This window comes from Marinobacter sp. PE14 (assembly GCF_053566155.1).
Map to the genome: position 1 here is coordinate 514,217 of NZ_JBQXNY010000001.1, position 20,302 is coordinate 534,518.

The window sequence follows — 20,302 nt, forward strand, 5'->3', positions numbered from 1 at the left end:
TCCGTCCGGTCAGGAAGTTTCCTCAGGTACTGGTTCGGACGGCAGTCTCTTTCCCGCCAAATTCTCCATCAGTTGGCAGGTGACCAGGTCTCCGGTCACGTTGATGGCGGTCCGGCACATATCCAGAATCCGATCGACACCCATGATCAGGGCAATGCCGCTGGGCGGAATGCCCACGGTCTGCAGAACCATGGCAAGGATCACTATGCCCACCCCGGGCGTGGCCGGCGAGCCGATAGAGGCACCGACGGCCATGGCGACCACGAGCGCCATGCTGCCCATGCTGAGATCAATGCCGTAGACCTGTGCCAGAAAAATGGTGGCAACGGCCTGATAGAGTGCCGTGCCGTTCATGTTGATGGTGGCACCCAGTGGAATTACAAACTGGGAAACCGATGGCCGCACTCCCAGCTTGTCTTCGGCGGTCCTTATCGAGAGGGGCATGACGGCCGCTGAGCTGGAGGTGGAGAAGGCCAGCAGCAGCACATCCCGAGTGTCTTTCAGGAAGCGGACGGGAGATTTGCCAGCGAGTAGCTTCAGGATCAGCATGTAAACGCCCAGCAGCACCAGCAAGCCCGCAATGACAGTTGCAACGTAGGAGGCCATGCCCAACATTGCCCGGAACCCGAGGGTGGTTGTCAGTTGGGCCATCAGGCCGAACACGGCAATCGGCGCAAGGCGCATTGCCCAGCGCACGACCGTCATGCAGATTTGCTGGAGGGAATCGAGCAGGTCCAGCATGGGCCTGGATTTTTCGGGGGCCATGCTTACCAGGGCGATGCCGACAATGATGGAGAAGATCACGACCTGGAGCATCTGGCCTTCAACCATGGCATCGAGCGGGTTGCCAGGTAGCAACCCGATCAGGGTCTTGGGCAACTCATCCACACCCGGCATTGACGCCACAGGTACGCTGTTTTCTCCGGCCGCAAGTGGGGTGCCCAGCCCCGTCATCATTCTGCCGGGGTTGATCAGGTCGCCGATCCAAAGGCCTATGGACGCCGCCATGGCTGTCGTAACAACGAAGAAGGCGGTGACTCTGAGGCCCAGTTTTCGCAACTGTTCCAGGTCTTCGCTGGCAGCGAGCCCTCTGACCACAGAGGCAATGACCAGGGGAATGACAATCATCTGGATGGTTGCCAGGAACAATTGCCCGGGGAAGGCCAGCCAGTTACCGATCAACGTGCCGGTATCGGGTTCCACGAGCCCGACGGAGGGACCGAGTAGCGTGCCCGTAATCAGGCCCAGGAACATGCCAATCAGAACCTTCAGCCAGAGTTTGCCCTGCACGAGACCCGAGAGGTAGCTGCTGAGATGCCGAAGTGGTCGGGGATAGAGATCGCTCGCCTGGTTTGGCATTGCCGTGAATCGTCCCTGTTTCCATTGAGATTGCCTTACGCAAGCATAGCCCATGTTTGAAGTGGGATTGTGAGGCAGATCAATCGGGCATCAAGTTGATTTCCTCGGCAGTAAGCGAGCGGTATTCGCCGGCTGCCAGCGTATCGTCCAACCGGATTTTACCCATACGTTCACGGTGCAGGGCCGTCACGCGGTTGCCGACGGCGTGGAACATACGCTTGACCTGGTGGTAGCGGCCCTCATAGATGGTCACTCTGGCTGTGCAGGGGCTTAAAAGTTCCAGGTGAGCGGGTGTCGTGGTGAGTTGCTCGAACTCGAACCAGATGCCCCGCGCGAATCGTTCAGGGGTCTCGGGCGAAATCGGATATGCGGTGTTCACCCGGTAGACTTTCGGGATTTTGATGCGGGGTTCGGTGAGCCGGCGTGACCAGCAGCCATCATTGGTGAGAATCAGCAGGCCGGTACTGCTCCGATCGAGCCTGCCCGCAATATGCAGATCCGGGTGTATGTCCGGGGCGATCAGGTCCATCACGGTTTGATGAATGTCGTCGGCGGTTGCACTGAGAAAGCCCTGCGGTTTATTGAGCATGAGGTAGAGTCGGTGCTCCCCGGTCTGAACAATCTCCTCGTCCACCCGGACGCTGGAGAATCGGTCCACCTCGGCAGCCGGCTCCCTGCAGATGTCTCCATTCACAACCACACGACCGGACGCGATCAGGAAATTGGCCTGACGTCGACTGACGCCATTCCGGTTGCTGAGAATTCGGGAAAGCTTCATGGTGTTAATCGGCTATGCTGAATGTAAACCCCCGATAATAATACGAGGAAATGCCATGCCATTCTCTGTTGATCACCTTGCCGAACTCAATCTGCTGGGCCAGTTTCCTTCTACCTCAACCCAGGAAGGGTTGAAGGTGCATGCCCATTCGGCGGCCGCGGAAACCGTGAAGGCGGCCGAAAGCCTTCATGCCAAGGGGCTGATCAGCCAGAAAGACGGCGGCTACCTTACTCCGCTCGGAGCAGAAGCCGTAGAGCTGACCCAAAAACTCCAGTCGATTCTCAGCAGCTCATGAAGCGCGGATGATCTGCCCGGCCTTTGAGACCGGGTGCCCTCCCGCGTTAGGGTGAGGCCATGAGCAACTGGAAGAAGTCGCCCGTCCTCTGGATGGGAGGAAGTATTGCCGCCGTCGGGCTGATTGTCGGTCTGCTCTATGCCCTCGGTGTGCATCAGCAGGTCGTTGAGCTTCTGCACTGGTTTGATACCCAGGGGGCCTGGGCGGCTTTCCTGTTTATCGGCATCATGGTGTTGGCCATGGTGCTGCTTCTGCCCGGGGTGTTGCTGACCACCGGGGCCGGCTTTGTGTTCGGCGTGCTGGAGGGCACAGCCTACGTGGTGGTGGGTACTACCCTGGGCTCGGCCATTGCCTTTCTGGTTGCCCGGCACTTTTTGGGTGAGCACGCCCGTGTGTATATTCGCAGCCGTGCACGATTGTCTGTAGTCAGCAACGAAATGGCGCCCCACGGCTGGAAAATCGTATTGCTTACCCGTCTGATCCCTTTCTTCCCAGGTAAACTGTCCAATTTCCTGTTCGGTCTCACCAACTTCTCGTTCGGCGGTTTCGTTGTCGGCACCTTTTTCGGCGTGATTCCCTTTTCCCTGCACAACGTGTATCTCGGCTCGCTTGCCGCCGACCTCTCTACCCTGGGTGCGCGGGAAACCGGTCGCACTCCGTTGGAGTGGGCCATTTATGGTGCCGGCTTCGTAGGCACGGTACTGGCGGTCGTGTTTCTGAATCGCCTCGCTCGTCGGGCACTGGCCCGTTACAAGGTCGAGACTGAGCCAACAGAACAGGAGGCAAACGAATGAGCTGGATGAAGTGGCTGCCCTGGCGTTATCTGGTAAAACGCGTGGCCCACCGCCATGGTTTTCTGGATCCGATCGCGCTGCTCGGGAAACTGCACAGTTTTGCCCAGCCGTCGGAAGTCGGCGAGCCTATCGAACTGCTCAGGGCCGGCGTGGTTTTCCACGCGCGGGGTCTGATCAACAGTCGGGTCATCCAGCATAACCTTGACTGGGTCTGGCCTTACTGGGTGGAGCGTCAGTTTGACCCCGAAGATATTGCCTTTATTCCCCGGGCGTTTTCCATCACCCACATCAATCTGAGTAACCGTAACTGGACGGCCATTGGTCAGCCTGATGTCGATGAGCTGCCGGTGGTCGATCCCCGCGGGTTGCTGACCCCATTCCATGACGGCTGGTCACTGGATGCATGGCTGCTGGCAGATGATGGCCGGTGTCTTCTGCCCTCACGTTGCAAGACGGCCCGGCAGCGCCAGGAACTGGACGATGGCCCCTGCGTGGTCACGGAGTCGGAACTGGATGGGCTGGCGCTGACCAGTCGTTCCAAGGTTGTGGTCGAAAATGGCCGGCCGGTTTGCGAGATGGTTGTTAAGGCCAGGTCTGAGACGACAGGCTCCCTGGTTATATCCTTGCGGCCGGCCAATCCTGAAGGCATCAGTTTTATCAACAAGGTCCGGCTGTCCGAGCAAAGAGACGCCTGGACCGTGGATGGCAAGCAGGCGGTGTTTTTCAGTCGGCCGCCAGAGCGTCACCATGTGTCGAACTACCGCCAGGGTGATGTCCGGATCCACCTGCAGGACAAGGAAGACCAGAGCGAAGGGCAGTGCGACGTTGGCATGGTCACGGCGGCGGCCCTGTTCCGGGTTGAAGCCGGTGAGGAATCGGAACTCAGGCTCAGGGTGCCGCTGCAGGATGAATCGGCGCCAATCATTAGTCCGGATGGCTGGGAGAGTGCCCTTGAAGGCTACGCCCGGCTTGATTGCCCGGATGAAAACTGGCAGTTCCTCTATGACGCCGCCCTGAATTCCCTCGTACTGCACTCTCCGGAGGACGTGTACCCCGGGCCTTATACCTACAAGCGTTTCTGGTTTCGTGATGCCGCCTTCATTATCCATGCCCTGCTATGCGCAGGTCTGACCGATCGGGCCGAACGGGCGCTGTACCAGTTTCCCGCGCGGCAACTGAAAAACGGCTACTTCCGCTCCCAGGAAGGCGAATGGGATGCCAACGGTGAAGTGCTATGGATTCTGAGGCGGTTCCATGAGCTCACCGGCCGGCCGCTGCACCGCGAATGGCAGGAGCCAGTGCGGAAGGGCGCTCGCTGGATAGAGAATAAACGCCTGAGTGAAAACATCGATGAGCCTCACGCCGGCCTGTTGCCTGCCGGATTCAGTGCCGAGCATCTTGGGCCCAATGACTATTACTACTGGGACGACTTCTGGGGCATCGCTGGCCTCAAGGCCGCTGAATCATTGTTTGCCCCGATTGACCGGGAAACCGGCGAGCATTTTGGCGCCGGTGCCCGGGAGTTTAGCCAGACGGTGGATCGCAGCCTGGCAACCTGTGAGCAGCGACTCAAGCGACCGGGCATGCCAGCCTCGCCCTATCGCCGCCTGGATGCCGGCGCCATTGGCTCTCTGGCCATGGGTTACCCCACACAATTGTGCGAACCGGATGACCCCAGGTTGCTCGACTGTGTCGAGTTCCTACTCGACAAATGCTTTGTGAAAGGGGCGTTTTATCAGGACATGATTCACTCGGGCCTTAACGCCTACCTGACCTTGCATGTGGCACAGGTGCTTCTGCGCGCGGGTGATCCACGGTTTCTGGAGCTGGTGGATGCCGTTGCCAGACTGGCATCGCCCACCGGACAATGGCCGGAAGCGATTCATCCGGCGACCGGCGGCGGCTGCATGGGTGATGGTCACCACGTCTGGGCGTCTGCCGAATGGGTGTTGATGGTGCGCAACTGCTTTGTTCGGGAGGAGGGGGATCGCCTGATTCTCTGTGCCGGTATTCCTCCGCGTTGGCTGGAACAGGACCAGCCAATCCGCTTTGGTCCGGCACCGACCAGTTTCGGAACCGTGTCGATTACCATTACGCCAAGGCCGGGTGAGGCCCCCGAAGTAACGTGGGAGGGCAACTGGCACAACGATGAACCTGATATCGAGGTCAGGCTTCCGGAGACTGGTGCCTGACAAACTGTACCGGTCAGGAAAACGGTTTTCTGTATCTGTTTTGTTTGCCTGCTAACTTATAAAGTAAGCTGACTGACAAATACATCGAATCCGGTTGAGTTTCATGCGCTCACTGTTTTTCTCGTTCTTCGTGCCCGCGCTGTTCGTCTGGCTGTGGAGTACCGGTTTTATCGGCGCCAAGTATGGTTTGCCGTTTGCGGAGCCGTTTACACTGCTGCTGATCCGCATGCTTTTGACACTGGTAGTGCTAGGCGGGTTGGCGTGGCTCATGAAAACCCGGTGGCCGGGCTGGCGCGGTGCCGGACATCTTGCGGTCACCGGGATGCTGGTGCATGGCTGCTACCTGGGCGGCGTCTACTACGCAATTCAGGACGGCATGGCGTCCGGGATTGTTTCCCTGATTGTGGGGCTGCAACCCCTGGTGACGGCGGCGGCGGCGGTGGCAATCCTCAAGGAAACAGTCAGCGGACGTCAGTGGATTGGACTTATTTTGGGGCTGGTCGGTGTGGCGCTTGTCCTCCTCGAAAAGTTCGGCATGAGTGGTCAGGCCTCCGGCTTCTCTCCCTGGAGCCTGCTTTGGGCGGGTTTTGCCCTCGCTGGAATTTCCATGGGCACGGTCTACCAGAAACGCTTCGGCGCCAGCGCGGATCTGGTGGCCGGCACGCTGATTCAATTTGCGGCAGCGGCCGCTCTGTTTGCCATTGGAGCCTTCGCCCTCGAAACCCGAGAGGTTGAGTGGAGCCTGCAGTTGCAGTTGTCCATGGCCTGGCTTGTGATTGGCTTATCCACCGGCGCCGTCCTGCTTCTGATGTGGCTGATACGCCAGGGTGCTGCTTCCCAGGTGGCCAGCCTGTTTTACCTGGTGCCTCCGGTTACCGCGCTGGAAGCGTATCTGCTGTTCGATGAGCGCCTTGGAGGACTGGCAATGACAGGCGGGCTCATCGCTATCGTTGGTGTGGCTCTGGTTGCCACCCAGAAAAAACCAGCCTAGGAAGGGTGTCCGGGAGTGGCTAATACATGACGGATGCGACCAAAGGGGTCTGGTATGGCCTGAGTGCCTACACGATCTGGGGCTGTTTTCCTCTGTTCTTTGCCCTGTTTGAGGGTGTGCCGGCCTTTGAAATCTTGATTCACCGGATCATCTGGTCCTGTGTGTTCCTGGCCGTGGTCATAAGTGGCCTGCGTCGCTGGCCGGCTGTACGGGCGGCATTGGCGAATCCGACCCAGCTCTGGCGGGTACTTGCCTGTGCGTTACTTATTGCCGCCAACTGGGGTATCTACATCTATTCCGTGGAAACCCGCCATGTTCTCCAAGCCAGTCTGGGCTATTTCCTGACGCCGCTGGTGAATGTTGCTCTCGGTATGCTTGTGCTTCGCGAACGCATGGGCCCGTGGCAGATGGCCGCCGTGGTGCTGGCAGGTATCGGAATCCTTATCCAGTTGGCGCTTCTTGGTGAGCTGCCCTGGATTTCCCTGGCCCTTGCCATGAGTTTCGGCACCTATGGCCTGGTTCGAAAACAGGTGATGCTGGATGGCCTGTCCGGTCTGTTCGTTGAGACCATGTTGCTGCTTCCGGTTGGTCTGCTGACTTTTGGCTGGCTGGCGAGTGAGGGCATGTCCCACTTCGGCGAAAGCGCTTATATCGGCGGCCTGCTGATGGCCAGCGGCATCGTGACTGCCATTCCGCTGCTTCTGTTTGCAGGCGCTGCCCGGCGCCTGCGGCTGGCGACCGTGGGCTTCCTGATGTACATCAACCCCACTCTGCAGTTTTTCATCGCTCTGCTGGTTTTTGGTGAGCCATTAAGTGATGTTCAGTTGATCAGTTTCGTAGTGATCTGGATCGCACTGGGGCTGTACAGCTGGTCTTCCTGGCACTACCGGCCACGGGTGCCGGTCGGCCAGGATTGAGTCGGCCACCTCTAGGGCTACGTCACTCAGGAGAGGGTAGCGAGCAGGTCATTGATGGCCCGGGCAAAGGGCACGGGCGAATCCTCCTGGAGAAAGTGGCCACCCTTGAGGGTTACGTGGGGCTGGTCTTTTGCGCCCGGAATCCGCTTCTGCATATACGCATCCCCACCCCGGGTGATCGGATCGCCGTTGCTGAAGGTGGTCAGAAACGGTTTTTCCCAGCGTTCGAGAACTTTCCAGGCGTTCCGGTTAGCCTCACTGGCAGGATCGTCCGGGTGCATCGGCACCAGTCTAGGGAAGGCCCGGGCGCCGGCTTTGTATTTCTTGCCGGGGAAGGGCGCGTCGTAGGCCCGCATTTCATCGGGCCCCAGCTTGCGGAAAGAGCCGGTGTTGATGATCCGTGCAATGGGAAACCAGGGGCTGTGCTGGGCGAAATTTTTCCAGATCTTAAACACGGGCGGCGCTTTCTGATCGCCCGTAGGCAGCATGCCGTTACCAACCACAATGGCCCGGAATCGGTCGGGGTTCTCTGCCGCCAGTCTCAGCCCTAATAGCGAGCCCCAATCCTGGCACACCAGGGTGATATTGGTCAGGCCCAGTTGATCCAGGAACGACTGCATCCAGTCCATGTGTTGCCGGTAGGAATAGTCGTCGATAGCCGTGGGTTTGTCAGATTTGCCGAAACCGATCAGATCCGGAGCGATAACCCGGTGCCCGGCCGCCGCACATACCGGAATCATATGACGGTAGAGGTAGGACCAGGAAGGTTCACCATGCATCATCAGAACCGGGCTTGCCTCGGCAGGTCCCTCATCCACGTAGTGCATTCGCAGACCACCAACGTCGACGTAGTGGGGTTCAAACGGATAGTCCAGCAGTCTTTCAAAGCAGTTTTCCGGGGTTCTGACAAAATCCATCGCGCTTGCCTTGTTGTTCATTATTTTGGGGGAATGGTCGCAGGAATTGTGCTGGAGCAGGGGGGCAGAGACAAGCACCATGGCTTATTGGTCGATTTGCAATTCCGGGGCGGCGACGGTCCTGCCAGCGGCAATGTGGTCTCCAGTGCGCCTCTCGACGTAGTCTTTTATCGTGCCTCCCTGCGTGTGATTGGTGACAGGATTGTCAGCACTGCTGCCGACGGTGGCGGTGGAGACGATGTCTCTGGTGCCATCTGAGTTCCGCAAAAAAAGCTGGCGGGCTTTCAGATACGTTTTGTCACTGACTTTTTCCGCAGGAAGCGCAATCATGGGTTTTGCTGGCATAATCAACCAAGAAGGCTGACATTAAATGCCAGTGTGTCGCTTTTGCAATCATGTCCCTGGTTTATGGCCACCCAATGCGGCCGCCTGACTTCCGTTCCAGCTGAATCGTCGAAAAGGACTAGAGAATGCCCACAGAAACTGCATCGGTCTCCTCGAAGTTAATCAAAGGCATTAAAACCGGCCTCATCGCGTTGACCCTGTCGGCCATTGGCCTCCCGGCCCTTGCGGCCGAGCGCCTGTATATCTTTACGGAAAACTACCCTCCCTATAATGCCTCTGAAACCGGAAAAGGGTTCGCCCACAATGAAGACGACATAACCGGCATCTGTGCGGATATGGTCAAGGCGATGCTGTCCCGGGTCGACTATGACTACGTGATGAAAATGCGGGACTGGAGCTACGCCTACAACTGGGTACAGGATCGCGAAAATCATGGTCTGTTCTGCACCGCGCGCACCGACGAGCGGGAAGATCAGTTTCAATGGGTAGGTCCTCTGGCATCAATCAAATGGACGTTGTTTGCCGCGCCAGACTCCGATATCACTCTGGACTCCCTGGAAGAAGCCAAAGACCTGAGAATCGCCGGGTACAAGGGCGATGTGATGTCCGAGTACCTGGTTGATCAGGGATTCAACGTGGTGATGGGGGTTTCCGGTGATGTAAACACCCGTCGCCTTACCCTGGGCCAGGCGGATCTGTGGGTGACCGACGGCCTGGTTGGCCCCCTGATGGCAGAAGAAGAGCACGGGATTACCGGGCTGCAGCCGGTGCTGGTATTCCGGGAAACGCCCATGTATCTGGCGTTCAGCAACAACACCGATCCGGCCGTGATCGAGGATCTCCAGCAGGCGCTTGATGAGGCTCGTGAGGCCGGAGAAATCGAAAGAATTGCAGCAAGCTACGAGTAAGCAATCAGGGATGGGCGGAATTATCAGAACCAGAGCCCGATCTGCGGATCGGGCTCTTTGCGTTCGATCAGCAACCCGTTTTTCTCCAGCATGCCAATGAGCTTTTCGGTGTCCTCGATGTTCAGGAAGCCGCCGATCGAAACTTCGGTGTCCCGGTGGGTGAGAGAGAGCTTCGCCGGTGTGAACGGGTGCGGCGGTGAGGCAACCCTGAGCCGCGCATAACGGGTGGGAAGGGTCCACTCGGCCTGCTTGCGCTTTCTGCCTTTCTCCAGATGAATGTCCTCATCGTCGATGGACAGCACCTCCTGCCGCTGGCACTCCCGCGAGGTCAGGTAGATGCCGCAAGCGAGCGCAATCAGCTCCAGCCCGGCAAACGGAATAATCACCCAGGCGCCCATAAGCGTGAAGCCCGTGGCTATGAGGGCTGAAAGCACAAACAGAGCTGCCCAGATCCTGACATTGCCATGCCAGCTGAGGGAACGGTTGGGGGTCAGGACCAGCCGGAAACCATCCGGATGTGGCAAGCGTTCCACCATGGAATCTGCCTCAGTTTTAACGCGCCGCTAGACTTGATGATAGTCAATTATACGGTGAGTGCGACTTGATCAGATCTGACAGTTGGCTGGAGGAACTGTCTCGAAAACCGAGCGGGCCGCCGCCAGCTGATCTTGCAGAGAGGCAATACGGGTGTCGTGGTTCGGATGGGTGGAGAGAAATTCCAGCGGTTGTGCGCCCGAAGCCTGCGCCATGTTCTGCCAGAGCCTGACACTCTGGCCCGGTTCAAAACCCGCCCGGGCCATGATTTCCAGCCCCATCAAATCGGCCTCCTCCTCATGGGCACGACTGAACGGCAGCGTAATACCCAGTTGGGCGCCAATGCCCAGAGCCTGCTGTATCTGGTTCTCCGCAATTTCACTTTCGGTGAACAGGCCCACCAGCAGCATTCCTGCTTGCAGGCCCAGTTCCTGGGTCAGGCGTTCATTGCCATGGTCGGCAAGAACATGGGCGATTTCGTGACCAATGACCGTGGCCAGCTGGGCCTGGTTTTCGGCCAGTTCAAGTAGCCCTGAATGCACGCCGATCTTGCCTCCGGGGAGGGCAAAGGCATTGGGCGTGGCGTTTTCAAAGACCGCAATTTCCCAGGAATCGGGCATTGGCGCGCTCGGATACCGGGCCTGGGCCGCGCTGACCAGGGCCTCCGTGATGCACTGTACCAGGCGGTTGATGTCCGGCCTTGTGATCACGGTGTTCTGCTGTTTCATCTGCTCAAAACTGTCCTGGCCCATGTCCGCCAGAACAGCGTCGGGAACCAGGGCCAGGCGGTTCCGGCCGGTAGGGGATTCCTGGCAGCCGGTCAGGAGAACAAGGGCTGCGAGACTCAGAATCAGCGGCTTCAAGCAGAACTCCGGTTTCGCTCAGGAACAGGGGGTTGGAGCACAGTATCGTCGCTCCGGGCGTCCGACACTACCATAGGTCACTTCAGCGGACAGCTCTTCGGTACCCACCAGGTATTCCAGGTAACGCCGGGCGGTCGTTCGGGAGGCCCCGATGGCACCACCGACATCTTCGGCACTCAGGTGGCGGCCGCTTGCCATCACCGCCCGGATCTTGTCCAGGGTCAGGGCATCAATACCCTTGGGCAATCGCTGTTCTGTGCTTTGAGTGCTTTCGCTGGTGGTTCTTGGAAGCAGAGCATCCACCTCCTTCTGGGCAACATGGTGCAGTGATGATAAGCGCTCCATGTGGTCGCGGTAGCGGCTGACCGCCTCCTGCAAACGCTCGAAAACCAGGGGTTTCAATATGTAGTCGAAAACACCGCCTCTCAAAGCGCTGCGCAGGGTTTCGACTTCCTTTGCGGCGGTTATCAGGATGACATCGCTACCGCTGTCTTCAGCCCGCAGTTCGCGAAGCAGTTCGAGTCCATTGCCATCGGGAAAGTAAACATCCAGCAGAATTAGATCGGGTGCCAGTATCTCGATCTGGTCCCGGGCATCGGCAAGCGTATGGGCGATGCCGCAAAGTTCAACGTTTTCCAGCCGTTCAACGAAACGTCGCTGTATTTCGGCGATTTTCCGGTCATCCTCGACGATCAGCAGGCGAATGGTGTTCAATGTTCGAACCTCCGCTCGGGCTTTTTCGGTAAGTATAGGGTAAAGCGACTGCCGCCTTCCGGGATGTTATCGACGGTTACCGAGCCGCCCCAGTACCCCAGGAACTGTTGGACCAGATGCAAGCCATAGCCACGGGCTTCCCCTTCCTTACTGCTTACCCCTTTCTCGAAAATCCGCTGTCGTTCAGACTCCGGAATGCCTGGCCCCTGATCCTGCACTTCGAAAATCAGCTCCTGGCCGAGATCGGTCATGGAAAGCAGCACCCGGCCACCGGCACCTTCTTCAAGGCGCGTGGCATCCAGGGCATTGTCGATCAGATTGCCAAGAACGCTGACAAGCTGATCCCGGGGCAGGGTGGCTGGCAGGTCTGCCATCTGACTGTCAGGATCAATGTCCAGCCGTAATCCCATTTCCCTGGCGCGATTGTATTTGCCGAGCAGGCAGCCAGCGATAACCGGATCAGGCACGGCCTCCAGCAGCAGGTGAATAAGAGCCTGGTGATCACTCACCTCACTGCCAATCAGGCTCAAGGCTTCTTCGGTGGCGCCGATCTGGATGAGCCCGGCAATGGTGTGGAGTTTGTTCGAATACTCGTGGGTTTGGCTGCGCAGGGTATCCGCATATTGCTGAATCCGGGTGAGCTGGCGGCTGACGTGATCCAGTTCGTTACGCAAGCGGAAGCTGGCAACCACGCCAATGATCTCGTTGCCCTGTCGAACGGGCAATCGGTTAACCACCATCTGGCGCCCACGCAGCCAAATCTCTCGATCGAAATCCGGGTGACCGGATTCCAGTACCGACATCAGACTGCTTTCTGGCAGAACCTCCAGAATAGGTCTGCCGGCAAGTGGATTGTCGGTTGGCAGATCCAGTGTTTCATAGGCGGCGCGGTTTGCTGTGGTGATTATGCCGTCCCGATTGACGGCAATGATCCCTTCCCGCACCGATTGGAGTGTTGCCTCTCGTTCCCGGAATAGCCGGGCGATTTCCTCCGGCTCCAGCCCGAAGATGGCCTGCTTGAACCGGCCGGCGATGACAATGGCCGACAGGATAGTGACCAACAGCATCAGTCCTACCACGCCATAGAGCACAAAGTTGTAGCGCTGAATCGTGGCTTCGACCTGGCCAAGGCTGTAGCCGACCGACACGATGCCGAGGATCTCTCCAGTCTCTGGAATGGTTATGGGTGCCTTGCCGCGCATGGATTCGCCGAGGCTGCCTTTGGCAAGCGCCACATAGGCGTTTCCTTCCACAAGGGCCTTGCGGCCAAAGTCGCCATCATCATCACCCATTGAGTGGCCAATACGGCCCGGGTCCGGATGCGCCAGGCGCACGGCTTCGTGATCGCCAATCACAATGAACAAAGCCTCATTTGTCTCCGTCAGTCGCGTGGCGAGGCGGCTCAGACCATCCACATCGCGTGAGCGCACGCCATCAATGACGGCGGGGGTGGCGGCCACGGTCTTTGCGACCATAAGTGCCCGTTGGCCGATCTCATCGTACAGGGAATCGCTGAGGTAATAGCCGGCAAAGCCACCAATGAGTATGGTCTGTAGCGCGCCGAGCAGACCCAGCGTGAGGATCATTCGGGTTTTGAGTTTGGTTTTTCGGAACACGGATTGGTCATGGCTTGTTGTCGTTTGGTTTTCAGGGTACTGCATGATCGCCCGGGTTGCCCGTAATCAATATGAACAAAATGCCCGTTAAGCCCTTTAAAGGCGTTACGTGCACAAGCTTCCGGGTCTCGGGTTTCACCTATTAACCTGCCTGCAATCGCTCCTCTGGCCTGCCATAGCCAGGGACCTGGCCAACAAGGTCCTGCCTCAGGAGTGATCACAAAAACAAGTTGATGAGGTGACAACCATGATTATCAAACGAACCCTGTCTTTTGTGGCGGCTGCGGCCGTCTCCATGTCTGCCATGGCCTGGCAGCCCTCCGGAAAAGTGGAATGTCTTGCCCCGGCTGACCCCGGCGGCGGCTGGGACTTTACCTGTCGCAGCGTCGGCAATGTCCTGCAGGACCTCGGCCTGGTTGATGGTAGCGTGCAGACCGTCAACATGGCCGGGGCCGGCGGTGGCGTGGCCTATGCCCATACCGTGAGCAAGCGGGCCGAAGACAACAAGCTGCTGGTGGCTGCTTCAACGGCTACCACAACACGTCTGGCCCAGAAGCAGTTCCCGGGCATGAACGCGGATATGGTTACCTGGGTCGGGGCCCTGGGTGCCGACTACGGCATCATTGCCGTTGGCAAGGATTCCGAGTACCAGAACCTCAGCGAGTTGATGGCCGCAGTGAAAGCCAACCCTAAATCCGTGAAATTCGCCGGTGGCAGCGCCCGTGGCGGCTGGGACCACCTCAAGGTGCTGATTGCGGCCAAGGCGGCCGGCGCCGACAAGCTCCCCTCCATTCCCTACCTTTCCTACAACAATGGTGGTGAAGCCATGAGTCAGGTTGTTGGTGGGCAAGTGGATGCTTTCACCGGAGATATCTCCGAAGCCACCGGCTTTCTCGAATCTGGTGACCTGAGAGTCGTCGCGGTGCTCGCCGAGGAGCGTTTGCCGGGCAAATTCAGCGACCTTCCCACCGCAAAGGAGCAGGGCATTGATGCGGTTGGTCCCAACTGGCGTGGCTTCTACATGCCCAAAGGTGCCAGTGAAGAAGCCAAATCCTATTGGGTGGAGGCCGTCGATACGCTGTACGCGAGTGAAGAGTGGAAAAAGGTCATGAAGAGCAACGGCCTGATCCCGTTTCATCCGCCGGCAAGCCAGTTCGATGAGTTCGTGCGCAACCAGGTACAGGACATCGAGAACCTTTCACGTGAAATCGGGTTGCTGAAATGACCAGCCTCGGTGATCGCATTCTCGGCCTGGGCCTTCTGGTTCTCGCCGTTGCCTATGGCTGGGCTGCCCAGCAGTGGCCCGAGCCTTTCGGTGGCGCCGAGACCGTGGGTCCTGAGACCTTTCCTACCATGCTGGCAGTCGTCCTGGTGGCAGGCAGTCTCTACCTGATGATTAAGCCAGATCCAGATGCCCAATGGCCGGTTGGCAAGTCCGCCGTTGAGCTTTTGATCTCGCTGGTGGTTCTTGTGGTCTATACGCTGCTGCTGGAACCCCTTGGCTTTGTCATCGCGACTACCCTGGCTGTGGGTACCCTGAGCTGGCGCATGGGCGCAGCGCCGAGGCCGGCGTTCCTCACCGGTCTGTTGAGCGCCGTCGTGGTCTTCGTGCTGTTTAATTATGGCCTGTCTCTGAGTCTTCCGGCCGGCTTGCTGGAGGTGCACTGATGGAAACTCTAGGCTTCTTGATGGACGGTTTTGCGGTAGCCCTGACTCCGTACAACCTGATGTTTGCTCTGTTCGGTGCTTTCGTGGGCACGTTGATCGGGTGCCTGCCTGGTCTGGGGCCTGCCAATGGTGTCGCCATTCTTATTCCTTTGGCCTTTACCCTTGGTTTGCCTCCTGAAACCTCGATGATCCTGCTGACAGCTGTCTACGCTGGCGCCATGTACGGTGGACGGATTTCCTCGATTCTGCTGAACATTCCGGGTGACGAACCAGCGATGATGACTTGCCTGGATGGCTACCCCATGGCCCAGAAGGGGCGGGCAGCGGATGCATTGGCGGTCTCGGCGATCGCATCCTTCGCTGGCGGTCTGATTGGCACCATTGGTCTGATTATGCTGGCCCCGGTGCTGGCGAAGTTTGCCCTTACCTTTGGGCCGGCGGAGTACTTTGCGCTGTTCCTTTTGGCGTTTGCCACTCTGGGCGGAATTACCGGCAAGAACCCGGTGAAAACCGTGGTCGCCGCCACCCTGGGGATCATGATCTCCACCGTGGGCATCGATATCTCGACCGGAACCCAGCGCTATACCTTCGGAATTCTTGAGTTGTATGAGGGTATCGATTTCATCCTGGCCATTGTCGGGCTGTTCGCCATCTCCGAGCTGCTGTTCTTTGTAGAATCCCGCATGGGCCGAGGCCGTGACAAGATGAACGTGGGCAAGCTGACTCTGACCATGAAAGAGTTGGTGATGACGATCCCGACCCAACTGCGTGGTGGTGTGCTTGGTTTTATATCTGGCGTTTTGCCAGGGGCCGGTGCTTCACTAGGCAGCTTTATCAGCTACACCCTGGAAAAGCAGGTGGTTGGCAAGAAGGGCAAGTTTGGTGAAGGTGATATCCGGGGCGTGGTTGCGCCGGAAGCCGGCAATAACGGCGCGTCTTCCGGTGCCCTGGTGCCGATGCTGACCCTCGGGGTTCCGGGAAGCGGCACTACCGCGGTGCTGCTCGCGATGCTGATTTCCCTCAATATCACACCCGGGCCGCTAATGTTCACCCAGAACGCGGATATCGTGTGGGGTGTTATTGCTGCGCTCCTGATCGGTAATGTGCTGCTGCTGGTGCTCAATATTCCACTGGTGGGTTTCTTCGTGAAGCTGCTCTCGGTGCCACCAATGTATCTGCTGCCCATCGTTACCATGGTGGCGTTCGTGGGCATCTACTCCATCAGTCACAGCACTTTCGATCTGTATTTCATGGTGGCATTCGGGGTTGCCGGCTATTTTCTGCGCAAGCTGGAAATACCGTTGGTGCCCATCATCCTTGGCCTGTTGCTGGGGCCCGAGATGGAAAAGAACCTCGGTCATGCCCTGGTGCTTTCGGATGGCGAGTGGAGCGTGCTGTGGGCAAGCCCGCTTGCGATGGGTCTCTGGATCGTTGCAGGCCTGGGGCTGATCCTACCCTACCTGGTTGGCCCATTGTTGCGTCGGCGAATGAATGCAGCGATGAAAGAGAGTCCCGTCAGCGACTAGGCTTGCCACGACTACTCCCACCTGACGATCTGCTGTCAGTCTTTGCACCGGGCCACGCCCGGTGCTTTTTTATGTCTGATCAGTCCGGCAAATCCGCCACATTATCCACCACAGCCGCATAAAGATCCCGCGTGGACGCAAGGGCGCCATCGTGCACCTCCTGCGCGGACAATACTTTCCCATTGGCAGCCTGCAACGGACGGGTGGCTGTGGCGCTGGCTGCGACCGTGGGCGCGTATCCCAAATTGAAGCCGCCGTGAGCTGTCGAGTTAACGCACATGTGGGTCATGAAGCCCGCAAGAATGATATTTTTTACGCCTTTCGCCTTGAGTTGCTCATCGAGGTCAGTCTGTACGAACGAATTCGGAAAGTTCTTGGTAATCACCGGTTCGCCCTCGATGGGCGCGACAATATCGGCTATTGCTCCGATGTGATCGTTGATGTCGTAGGGCGAGCCAGGGCCCGAATCATGGCGGATGTGGAAGATCGGAATGCCCCTGGCGCGGGCTCTTTCCAGCAACTTTTTCCCTTCCTCCAGAGCGTTCTCTACCCCTTCAAGTTTCATGATGCCTTCGCGATAGGTGTTCTGGCAGTCGATCATGATCAGTGCTGATTCAGAAAGTGCGGAAGGCGAATGACCGAGCCCTTTCAGGTCTCGGAGAGTGGTGGAGGCTGTTGTCATGGTTATTCTCCTGTTGTTGGACGGCAAGGAATCAGTGCAACATGGGTTGCTCCGGTGTTACATACGACGATAAACCCGTTTCGATGGGTCTTTGGTAGGATGGAAGCAGATGAATCTTGGGGAAAGACGGTTATGAGGGTGATGTTGCTGGGCGCTACCGGTTTGACTGGTGGCAAAGTGCTGCAGGGTTTGCTGGGCAGGGATGAAGTTTCGCAGGTGGTGGCGCTGGTGAGGCACAAACTGCCGACGTTGCACGACAAACTGGCACAGCATGAAGTCGATTTCGATCGCTTGGAGGATCACGCCGAACTGTTCGATGTGGATGTGATTATCTGCTGCCTGGGAACCACCATCAAAAAAGCGGGCTCACAGGAGCAGTTTCGAAAAGTGGATCTTGGGTATCCCCTGAAAGCAGGGGAATTGGGCCGTTCCCAAGGAGTACGGGCGTTTATCCTGATGTCAGCGATTGGTGCCTCCTCCAAGTCGACCATTTTCTATAACCGGGTAAAGGGCGAGCTTGAAGATTCCCTGAGAGATCTCGACTACCCGTACCTGTCCATCTATCACCCAAGTCTTTTACTGGGCGACCGGAAAGAACAGCGCACCGCCGAGGCTCTGGGCATAAAAGCGATGCCGCTGGTTAACCGCCTGCTGATCGGTCCCCTGGACAAATACCGCGGCATTGAGGCGCAAACGGTGGCCAGCGCCATGGTCAATGAAGCCTGCGGTCTGGCGTCAGAGCCCGCCGCCGAGCGGGTGGTCCAGACTCGCGAATACGATGAGATTGTCCAGCTGGCGGACTGAGCCTGCTATTTGCCGTTCAGAATGCCGACGACCATACGGCCGGCCAGGCCCACGAGAATGGCGCCAAAAATACGCTCGAACCACACGGCTTTCTGTCTGAGCAGGGTCAGCCATTTCGGGTTTGAGAACAGCCAGGCAACGATCAGGTACCAGCTGGTATCGATGACAAGAGCCGTTGCGGCATAGCCGAACTTGGCCATCAGGCTGGTGTCGGTGCCCACGACCTGGCTGAACAGGGCCAGGAAGAATACCGCGATTTTCGGGTTGAAGAAGGCAATCAGAAAACCGTCACGGGCCGCACTTTTGGTGGTGGGCGGCTCGGGCAGTTCGTCATCCGTTTGCCGCTTTGCCATTAGTCCTTTCACGCCCAGCCAGGCCAGGTACAGGGCGCCACCCCACTGCAGCATTGAAAACGCCGTTGGCGAGGCGGTGATGATGGCGGCGAGCCCGAGGATGCTCAGAAAGGCATAGATGCCGACACCGATGCCGTGGCTAAGAGCGGTGATGATGCCGTTGCGCCGACCACCGGTGAGCGTCTGCTTGAGCACCAGTGCCAGCGAGGGTCCCGGGGACATAGCGCCCAGAATGCAGATGGTGACCACGGTCAGCCAGGTTGCAAGCGTCATGGTAGGTCAGTCCTTTGCAATGGAAACAGGCTGCCGATTCTAGCAGCCTGTCCGCCGGTAAAAACCTGGAAACTGCAATCAGTTCAATGCTCAATCACCCGCGAGAATCCAGCGGGCGGCCTTCTCGGCAATCATCAGGGTTGGAGAATTGGTGTTGCCGCTGGTGATGGTGGGCATGACCCCGGCATCCACCACTCGCAGTCCCGCCACGCCCCGGACCCTCAGATGAGGGTCCACCACTGCCTGTTCATCATCGGCTCGCCCCATACGGGTGGTGCCCACCGGGTGAAAGATCGTGGTGCCGATGTCGCCCGCCAGCTTCGCCAGCTCGTCGTCGGTCTGGTACTCAAGGCCGGGTTTGAACTCCTCTGGCTGGTACTGCATGAAGGCAGGCTGTTCGGCGATTCGACGCGTCACCCGCAAAGAGTCTGCGGCAACTTTCCGGTCTTCCGGCGTGCTCAGGTAATTGGGGGATATCGCCGGTGCCTGTTTTGGATCGTTGCTGCGGATGCGTACCGTACCCCGACTGGTGGGGTTAAGGTTGCAGACACTGGCGGTGATGGCCGGGAAGTTGTGAAGAGGCTGCCCAAAGGCGTCCAGGCTCAAGGGTTGCACATGATATTCGATGTTGGCGTAATCGTATTCCTCGGAACTGCGGGTAAACAGACAAAGCTGTGAGGGCGCCATACTCATCGGCCCCGAGCGCGTAAGCAGGTATTCCAGGCCGATCCTGGCCTTGCCGATCAGGGAGTTGGCCATGGTGTTCAGGGTTGTAACCCCTTGCACCTTGTACACAGACCGAATCTGCAGGTGATCCTGGAGGTTCTCGCCAACGCCGGGCAGGTCGGCAACCACATCAATGCCGTGTTCCTTAAGGAGGTCGGCGGGACCAATGCCCGAGAGTTGGAGCAATTGCGGGGAGCCAATGGCGCCTGCGGACAGGATGACTTCCCGGTTTGCTCGGGCGATAACGTCATCGCCGCCAGGGCGCTCGACCCGAACGCCGACACAGCGAGGTCCGGAACCGGCGTTTTCTGTCTCGAGCCCCAATACGTGGGTTGAGTGCCACAGGGTCAGGTTGGGGCGCTTTTCCGCGCCCCGAAGGAACGCTTTGGACGTATTCCAGCGCCAGCCGGAGCGCTGGTTCACCTCAAAGTAGTCGACGCCCTCGTTGTCGCCACGGTTGAAATCCCGGGTCCGGGGTATGCCCGCCTCGACGCAGGCAGTGGCAAAGTCCTCCAGCACTTTCCACTTCAGGCGCTGATGCTCCACACGCCATTCTCCGCCGTGACCGTGGTACTTGTGGTGATCCGGGTCGGCATCGCCGCCCTCATCAAGGCGGTAGTGATCTTCGTGGCGCATGAAATCGGGAAGGCAATTGTCCCAGTTCCAGGCGTCCTCGCCGGTAATTTCGGCCCACTGCTGGTAGTCCCGGGCCTGGCCACGAATGTAGAGCATTCCGTTGATGCTGGAGCAGCCACCCAGGGTTTTGCCGCGGGGGTAGATGAGGGATCGGCCGTTCAGGCCCGGATCGGGCTCGGTACGGAAACGCCAGTCTGTTCGCGGATTGTCGATGCAGTACAGGTAGCCCACCGGGATATGAATCCAGTGATAGTTATCCCGTCCGCCAGCCTCGATAAGCAGCACCCGGTTCTCCCGGTTTGCGCTCAGGCGGTTGGCGAGCAGGCAGCCGGCAGTGCCGGCGCCGATGATGATGTAGTCGAACTCCTGATGTCCCGTCGCATTGTTGTTGTCGGACATGGCGTTTTCTCC

At 58.4% G+C, this 20,302-nt stretch carries 21 protein-coding genes; 11 read left to right on the forward strand and 10 right to left on the reverse strand.

The genetic code is table 11. The features are described 5' to 3' along the window. Nucleotides 1-9 precede the first annotated feature (9 nt). On the reverse strand, nucleotides 10-1,359 hold the full coding sequence (locus ACWJ62_RS02515) for a dicarboxylate/amino acid:cation symporter (protein WP_449284782.1): 1,350 nt from the start codon (nucleotides 1,357-1,359) through the stop codon (nucleotides 10-12). Nucleotides 1,360-1,438: 79 nt separating this feature from the next. Next, a complete protein-coding gene (locus ACWJ62_RS02520) occupies nucleotides 1,439-2,137 on the reverse strand; it encodes a pseudouridine synthase (RefSeq protein WP_449284783.1) in 699 nt (232 codons plus the stop codon). 55 nt (nucleotides 2,138-2,192) lie between these two features. Here ACWJ62_RS02520 and ACWJ62_RS02525 point away from each other — a divergent pair, with 55 nt between their 5' ends. From ACWJ62_RS02525 to rarD, 5 genes are all read left to right on the forward strand, one after another. Continuing rightward, the gene (locus ACWJ62_RS02525; RefSeq protein WP_449284784.1) at nucleotides 2,193-2,432 is read left to right on the forward strand and encodes a TIGR02647 family protein; all 240 of its coding nucleotides are present in this window, start codon (nucleotides 2,193-2,195) and stop codon (nucleotides 2,430-2,432) included. A 59-nt stretch (nucleotides 2,433-2,491) separates the two neighbouring features. Continuing rightward, the gene (locus tag ACWJ62_RS02530) at nucleotides 2,492-3,226 is read left to right on the forward strand and encodes a TVP38/TMEM64 family protein (RefSeq protein ID WP_449284785.1); all 735 of its coding nucleotides are present in this window, start codon (nucleotides 2,492-2,494) and stop codon (nucleotides 3,224-3,226) included. Next, complete coding sequence (locus ACWJ62_RS02535) at nucleotides 3,223-5,418, forward strand: hypothetical protein (RefSeq protein WP_449284786.1); 2,196 nt, start codon at nucleotides 3,223-3,225, stop codon at nucleotides 5,416-5,418. Before ACWJ62_RS02530 ends, ACWJ62_RS02535 begins: the two co-directional genes overlap by 4 nt. A 103-nt stretch (nucleotides 5,419-5,521) precedes the next feature. After that, a complete protein-coding gene (locus ACWJ62_RS02540) occupies nucleotides 5,522-6,409 on the forward strand; it encodes a DMT family transporter (RefSeq protein WP_449284787.1) in 888 nt (295 codons plus the stop codon). A gap of 26 nt (nucleotides 6,410-6,435) precedes the next feature. Then, a complete protein-coding gene (rarD, locus tag ACWJ62_RS02545) occupies nucleotides 6,436-7,326 on the forward strand; it encodes an EamA family transporter RarD (RefSeq protein WP_449284788.1) in 891 nt (296 codons plus the stop codon). A gap of 26 nt (nucleotides 7,327-7,352) precedes the next feature. On the opposite strand, the gene ACWJ62_RS02550 is transcribed toward rarD, so the two are convergent. Then, nucleotides 7,353-8,243 (reverse strand): haloalkane dehalogenase, encoded by an 891-nt coding sequence (locus ACWJ62_RS02550; RefSeq protein WP_449284789.1) that lies wholly within the window; start codon nucleotides 8,241-8,243, stop codon nucleotides 7,353-7,355. 33 nt (nucleotides 8,244-8,276) lie between these two features. On the opposite strand from ACWJ62_RS02550, the gene ACWJ62_RS02555 reads away from it, so the two are divergent. Next, complete coding sequence (locus ACWJ62_RS02555; protein ID WP_449284790.1) at nucleotides 8,277-8,501, forward strand: hypothetical protein; 225 nt, start codon at nucleotides 8,277-8,279, stop codon at nucleotides 8,499-8,501. 212 nt (nucleotides 8,502-8,713) lie between these two features. After that, entirely contained in the window at nucleotides 8,714-9,496 is a 783-nt protein-coding gene (locus tag ACWJ62_RS02560; RefSeq protein ID WP_449284791.1) for a substrate-binding periplasmic protein, read from the forward strand. Between the two features lie 23 nt (nucleotides 9,497-9,519). On the opposite strand, the gene ACWJ62_RS02565 is transcribed toward ACWJ62_RS02560, so the two are convergent. The 4 genes from ACWJ62_RS02565 to ACWJ62_RS02580 form a co-directional block, all read right to left on the reverse strand. Next, a complete protein-coding gene (locus tag ACWJ62_RS02565) occupies nucleotides 9,520-10,032 on the reverse strand; it encodes a DUF2244 domain-containing protein (RefSeq protein ID WP_008173864.1) in 513 nt (170 codons plus the stop codon). 69 nt (nucleotides 10,033-10,101) lie between these two features. Next, nucleotides 10,102-10,893, reverse strand: coding sequence for a M48 family metallopeptidase (locus ACWJ62_RS02570; RefSeq protein WP_449284792.1), 792 nt, complete (start codon nucleotides 10,891-10,893; stop codon nucleotides 10,102-10,104). An 18-nt stretch (nucleotides 10,894-10,911) separates the two neighbouring features. Continuing rightward, nucleotides 10,912-11,607, reverse strand: coding sequence for a response regulator (locus tag ACWJ62_RS02575; protein ID WP_449284793.1), 696 nt, complete (start codon nucleotides 11,605-11,607; stop codon nucleotides 10,912-10,914). After that, nucleotides 11,604-13,223 (reverse strand): ATP-binding protein, encoded by a 1,620-nt coding sequence (locus ACWJ62_RS02580; protein WP_449284794.1) that lies wholly within the window; start codon nucleotides 13,221-13,223, stop codon nucleotides 11,604-11,606. The genes ACWJ62_RS02575 and ACWJ62_RS02580 overlap by 4 nt, the downstream gene beginning before the upstream one ends. Before the next feature lie 247 nt (nucleotides 13,224-13,470). On the opposite strand from ACWJ62_RS02580, the gene ACWJ62_RS02585 reads away from it, so the two are divergent. The 3 genes from ACWJ62_RS02585 to ACWJ62_RS02595 are packed head-to-tail and all read left to right on the forward strand — an operon-like array spanning nucleotide 13,471 to nucleotide 16,417. Then, nucleotides 13,471-14,448 (forward strand): Bug family tripartite tricarboxylate transporter substrate binding protein, encoded by a 978-nt coding sequence (locus tag ACWJ62_RS02585; RefSeq protein WP_449284795.1) that lies wholly within the window; start codon nucleotides 13,471-13,473, stop codon nucleotides 14,446-14,448. Continuing rightward, nucleotides 14,445-14,891, forward strand: coding sequence for a tripartite tricarboxylate transporter TctB family protein (locus ACWJ62_RS02590; RefSeq protein ID WP_449284796.1), 447 nt, complete (start codon nucleotides 14,445-14,447; stop codon nucleotides 14,889-14,891). Before ACWJ62_RS02585 ends, ACWJ62_RS02590 begins: the two co-directional genes overlap by 4 nt. Next, nucleotides 14,891-16,417 carry a tripartite tricarboxylate transporter permease gene (locus ACWJ62_RS02595; RefSeq protein ID WP_449284797.1) on the forward strand — a complete coding sequence of 509 codons (1,527 nt, stop codon included), beginning with the start codon at nucleotides 14,891-14,893 and terminating at the stop codon, nucleotides 16,415-16,417. Before ACWJ62_RS02590 ends, ACWJ62_RS02595 begins: the two co-directional genes overlap by 1 nt. Nucleotides 16,418-16,496: 79 nt before the next feature. Here the strand turns inward: ACWJ62_RS02595 and ACWJ62_RS02600 are convergent, their stop codons facing one another. Further along, nucleotides 16,497-17,099, reverse strand: a complete 603-nt coding sequence (locus ACWJ62_RS02600) for a cysteine hydrolase family protein (RefSeq protein WP_449284798.1) — start codon at nucleotides 17,097-17,099, stop codon at nucleotides 16,497-16,499. A gap of 132 nt (nucleotides 17,100-17,231) precedes the next feature. On the opposite strand from ACWJ62_RS02600, the gene ACWJ62_RS02605 reads away from it, so the two are divergent. After that, nucleotides 17,232-17,903 (forward strand): NAD(P)H-binding protein, encoded by a 672-nt coding sequence (locus tag ACWJ62_RS02605; protein ID WP_449284799.1) that lies wholly within the window; start codon nucleotides 17,232-17,234, stop codon nucleotides 17,901-17,903. 5 nt (nucleotides 17,904-17,908) lie between these two features. Here ACWJ62_RS02605 and ACWJ62_RS02610 read toward each other — a convergent pair whose 3' ends face one another. Together ACWJ62_RS02610 and ACWJ62_RS02615 are read right to left on the reverse strand one after the other, a co-directional pair. Then, nucleotides 17,909-18,529: a LysE family translocator gene (locus ACWJ62_RS02610; protein WP_449284800.1), complete on the reverse strand. Its 621-nt coding sequence runs from the start codon at nucleotides 18,527-18,529 to the stop codon at nucleotides 17,909-17,911. Nucleotides 18,530-18,619: 90 nt separating this feature from the next. Further along, nucleotides 18,620-20,290 (reverse strand): GMC family oxidoreductase, encoded by a 1,671-nt coding sequence (locus ACWJ62_RS02615; RefSeq protein WP_449284801.1) that lies wholly within the window; start codon nucleotides 20,288-20,290, stop codon nucleotides 18,620-18,622. Nucleotides 20,291-20,302: the final 12 nt, after the last annotated feature.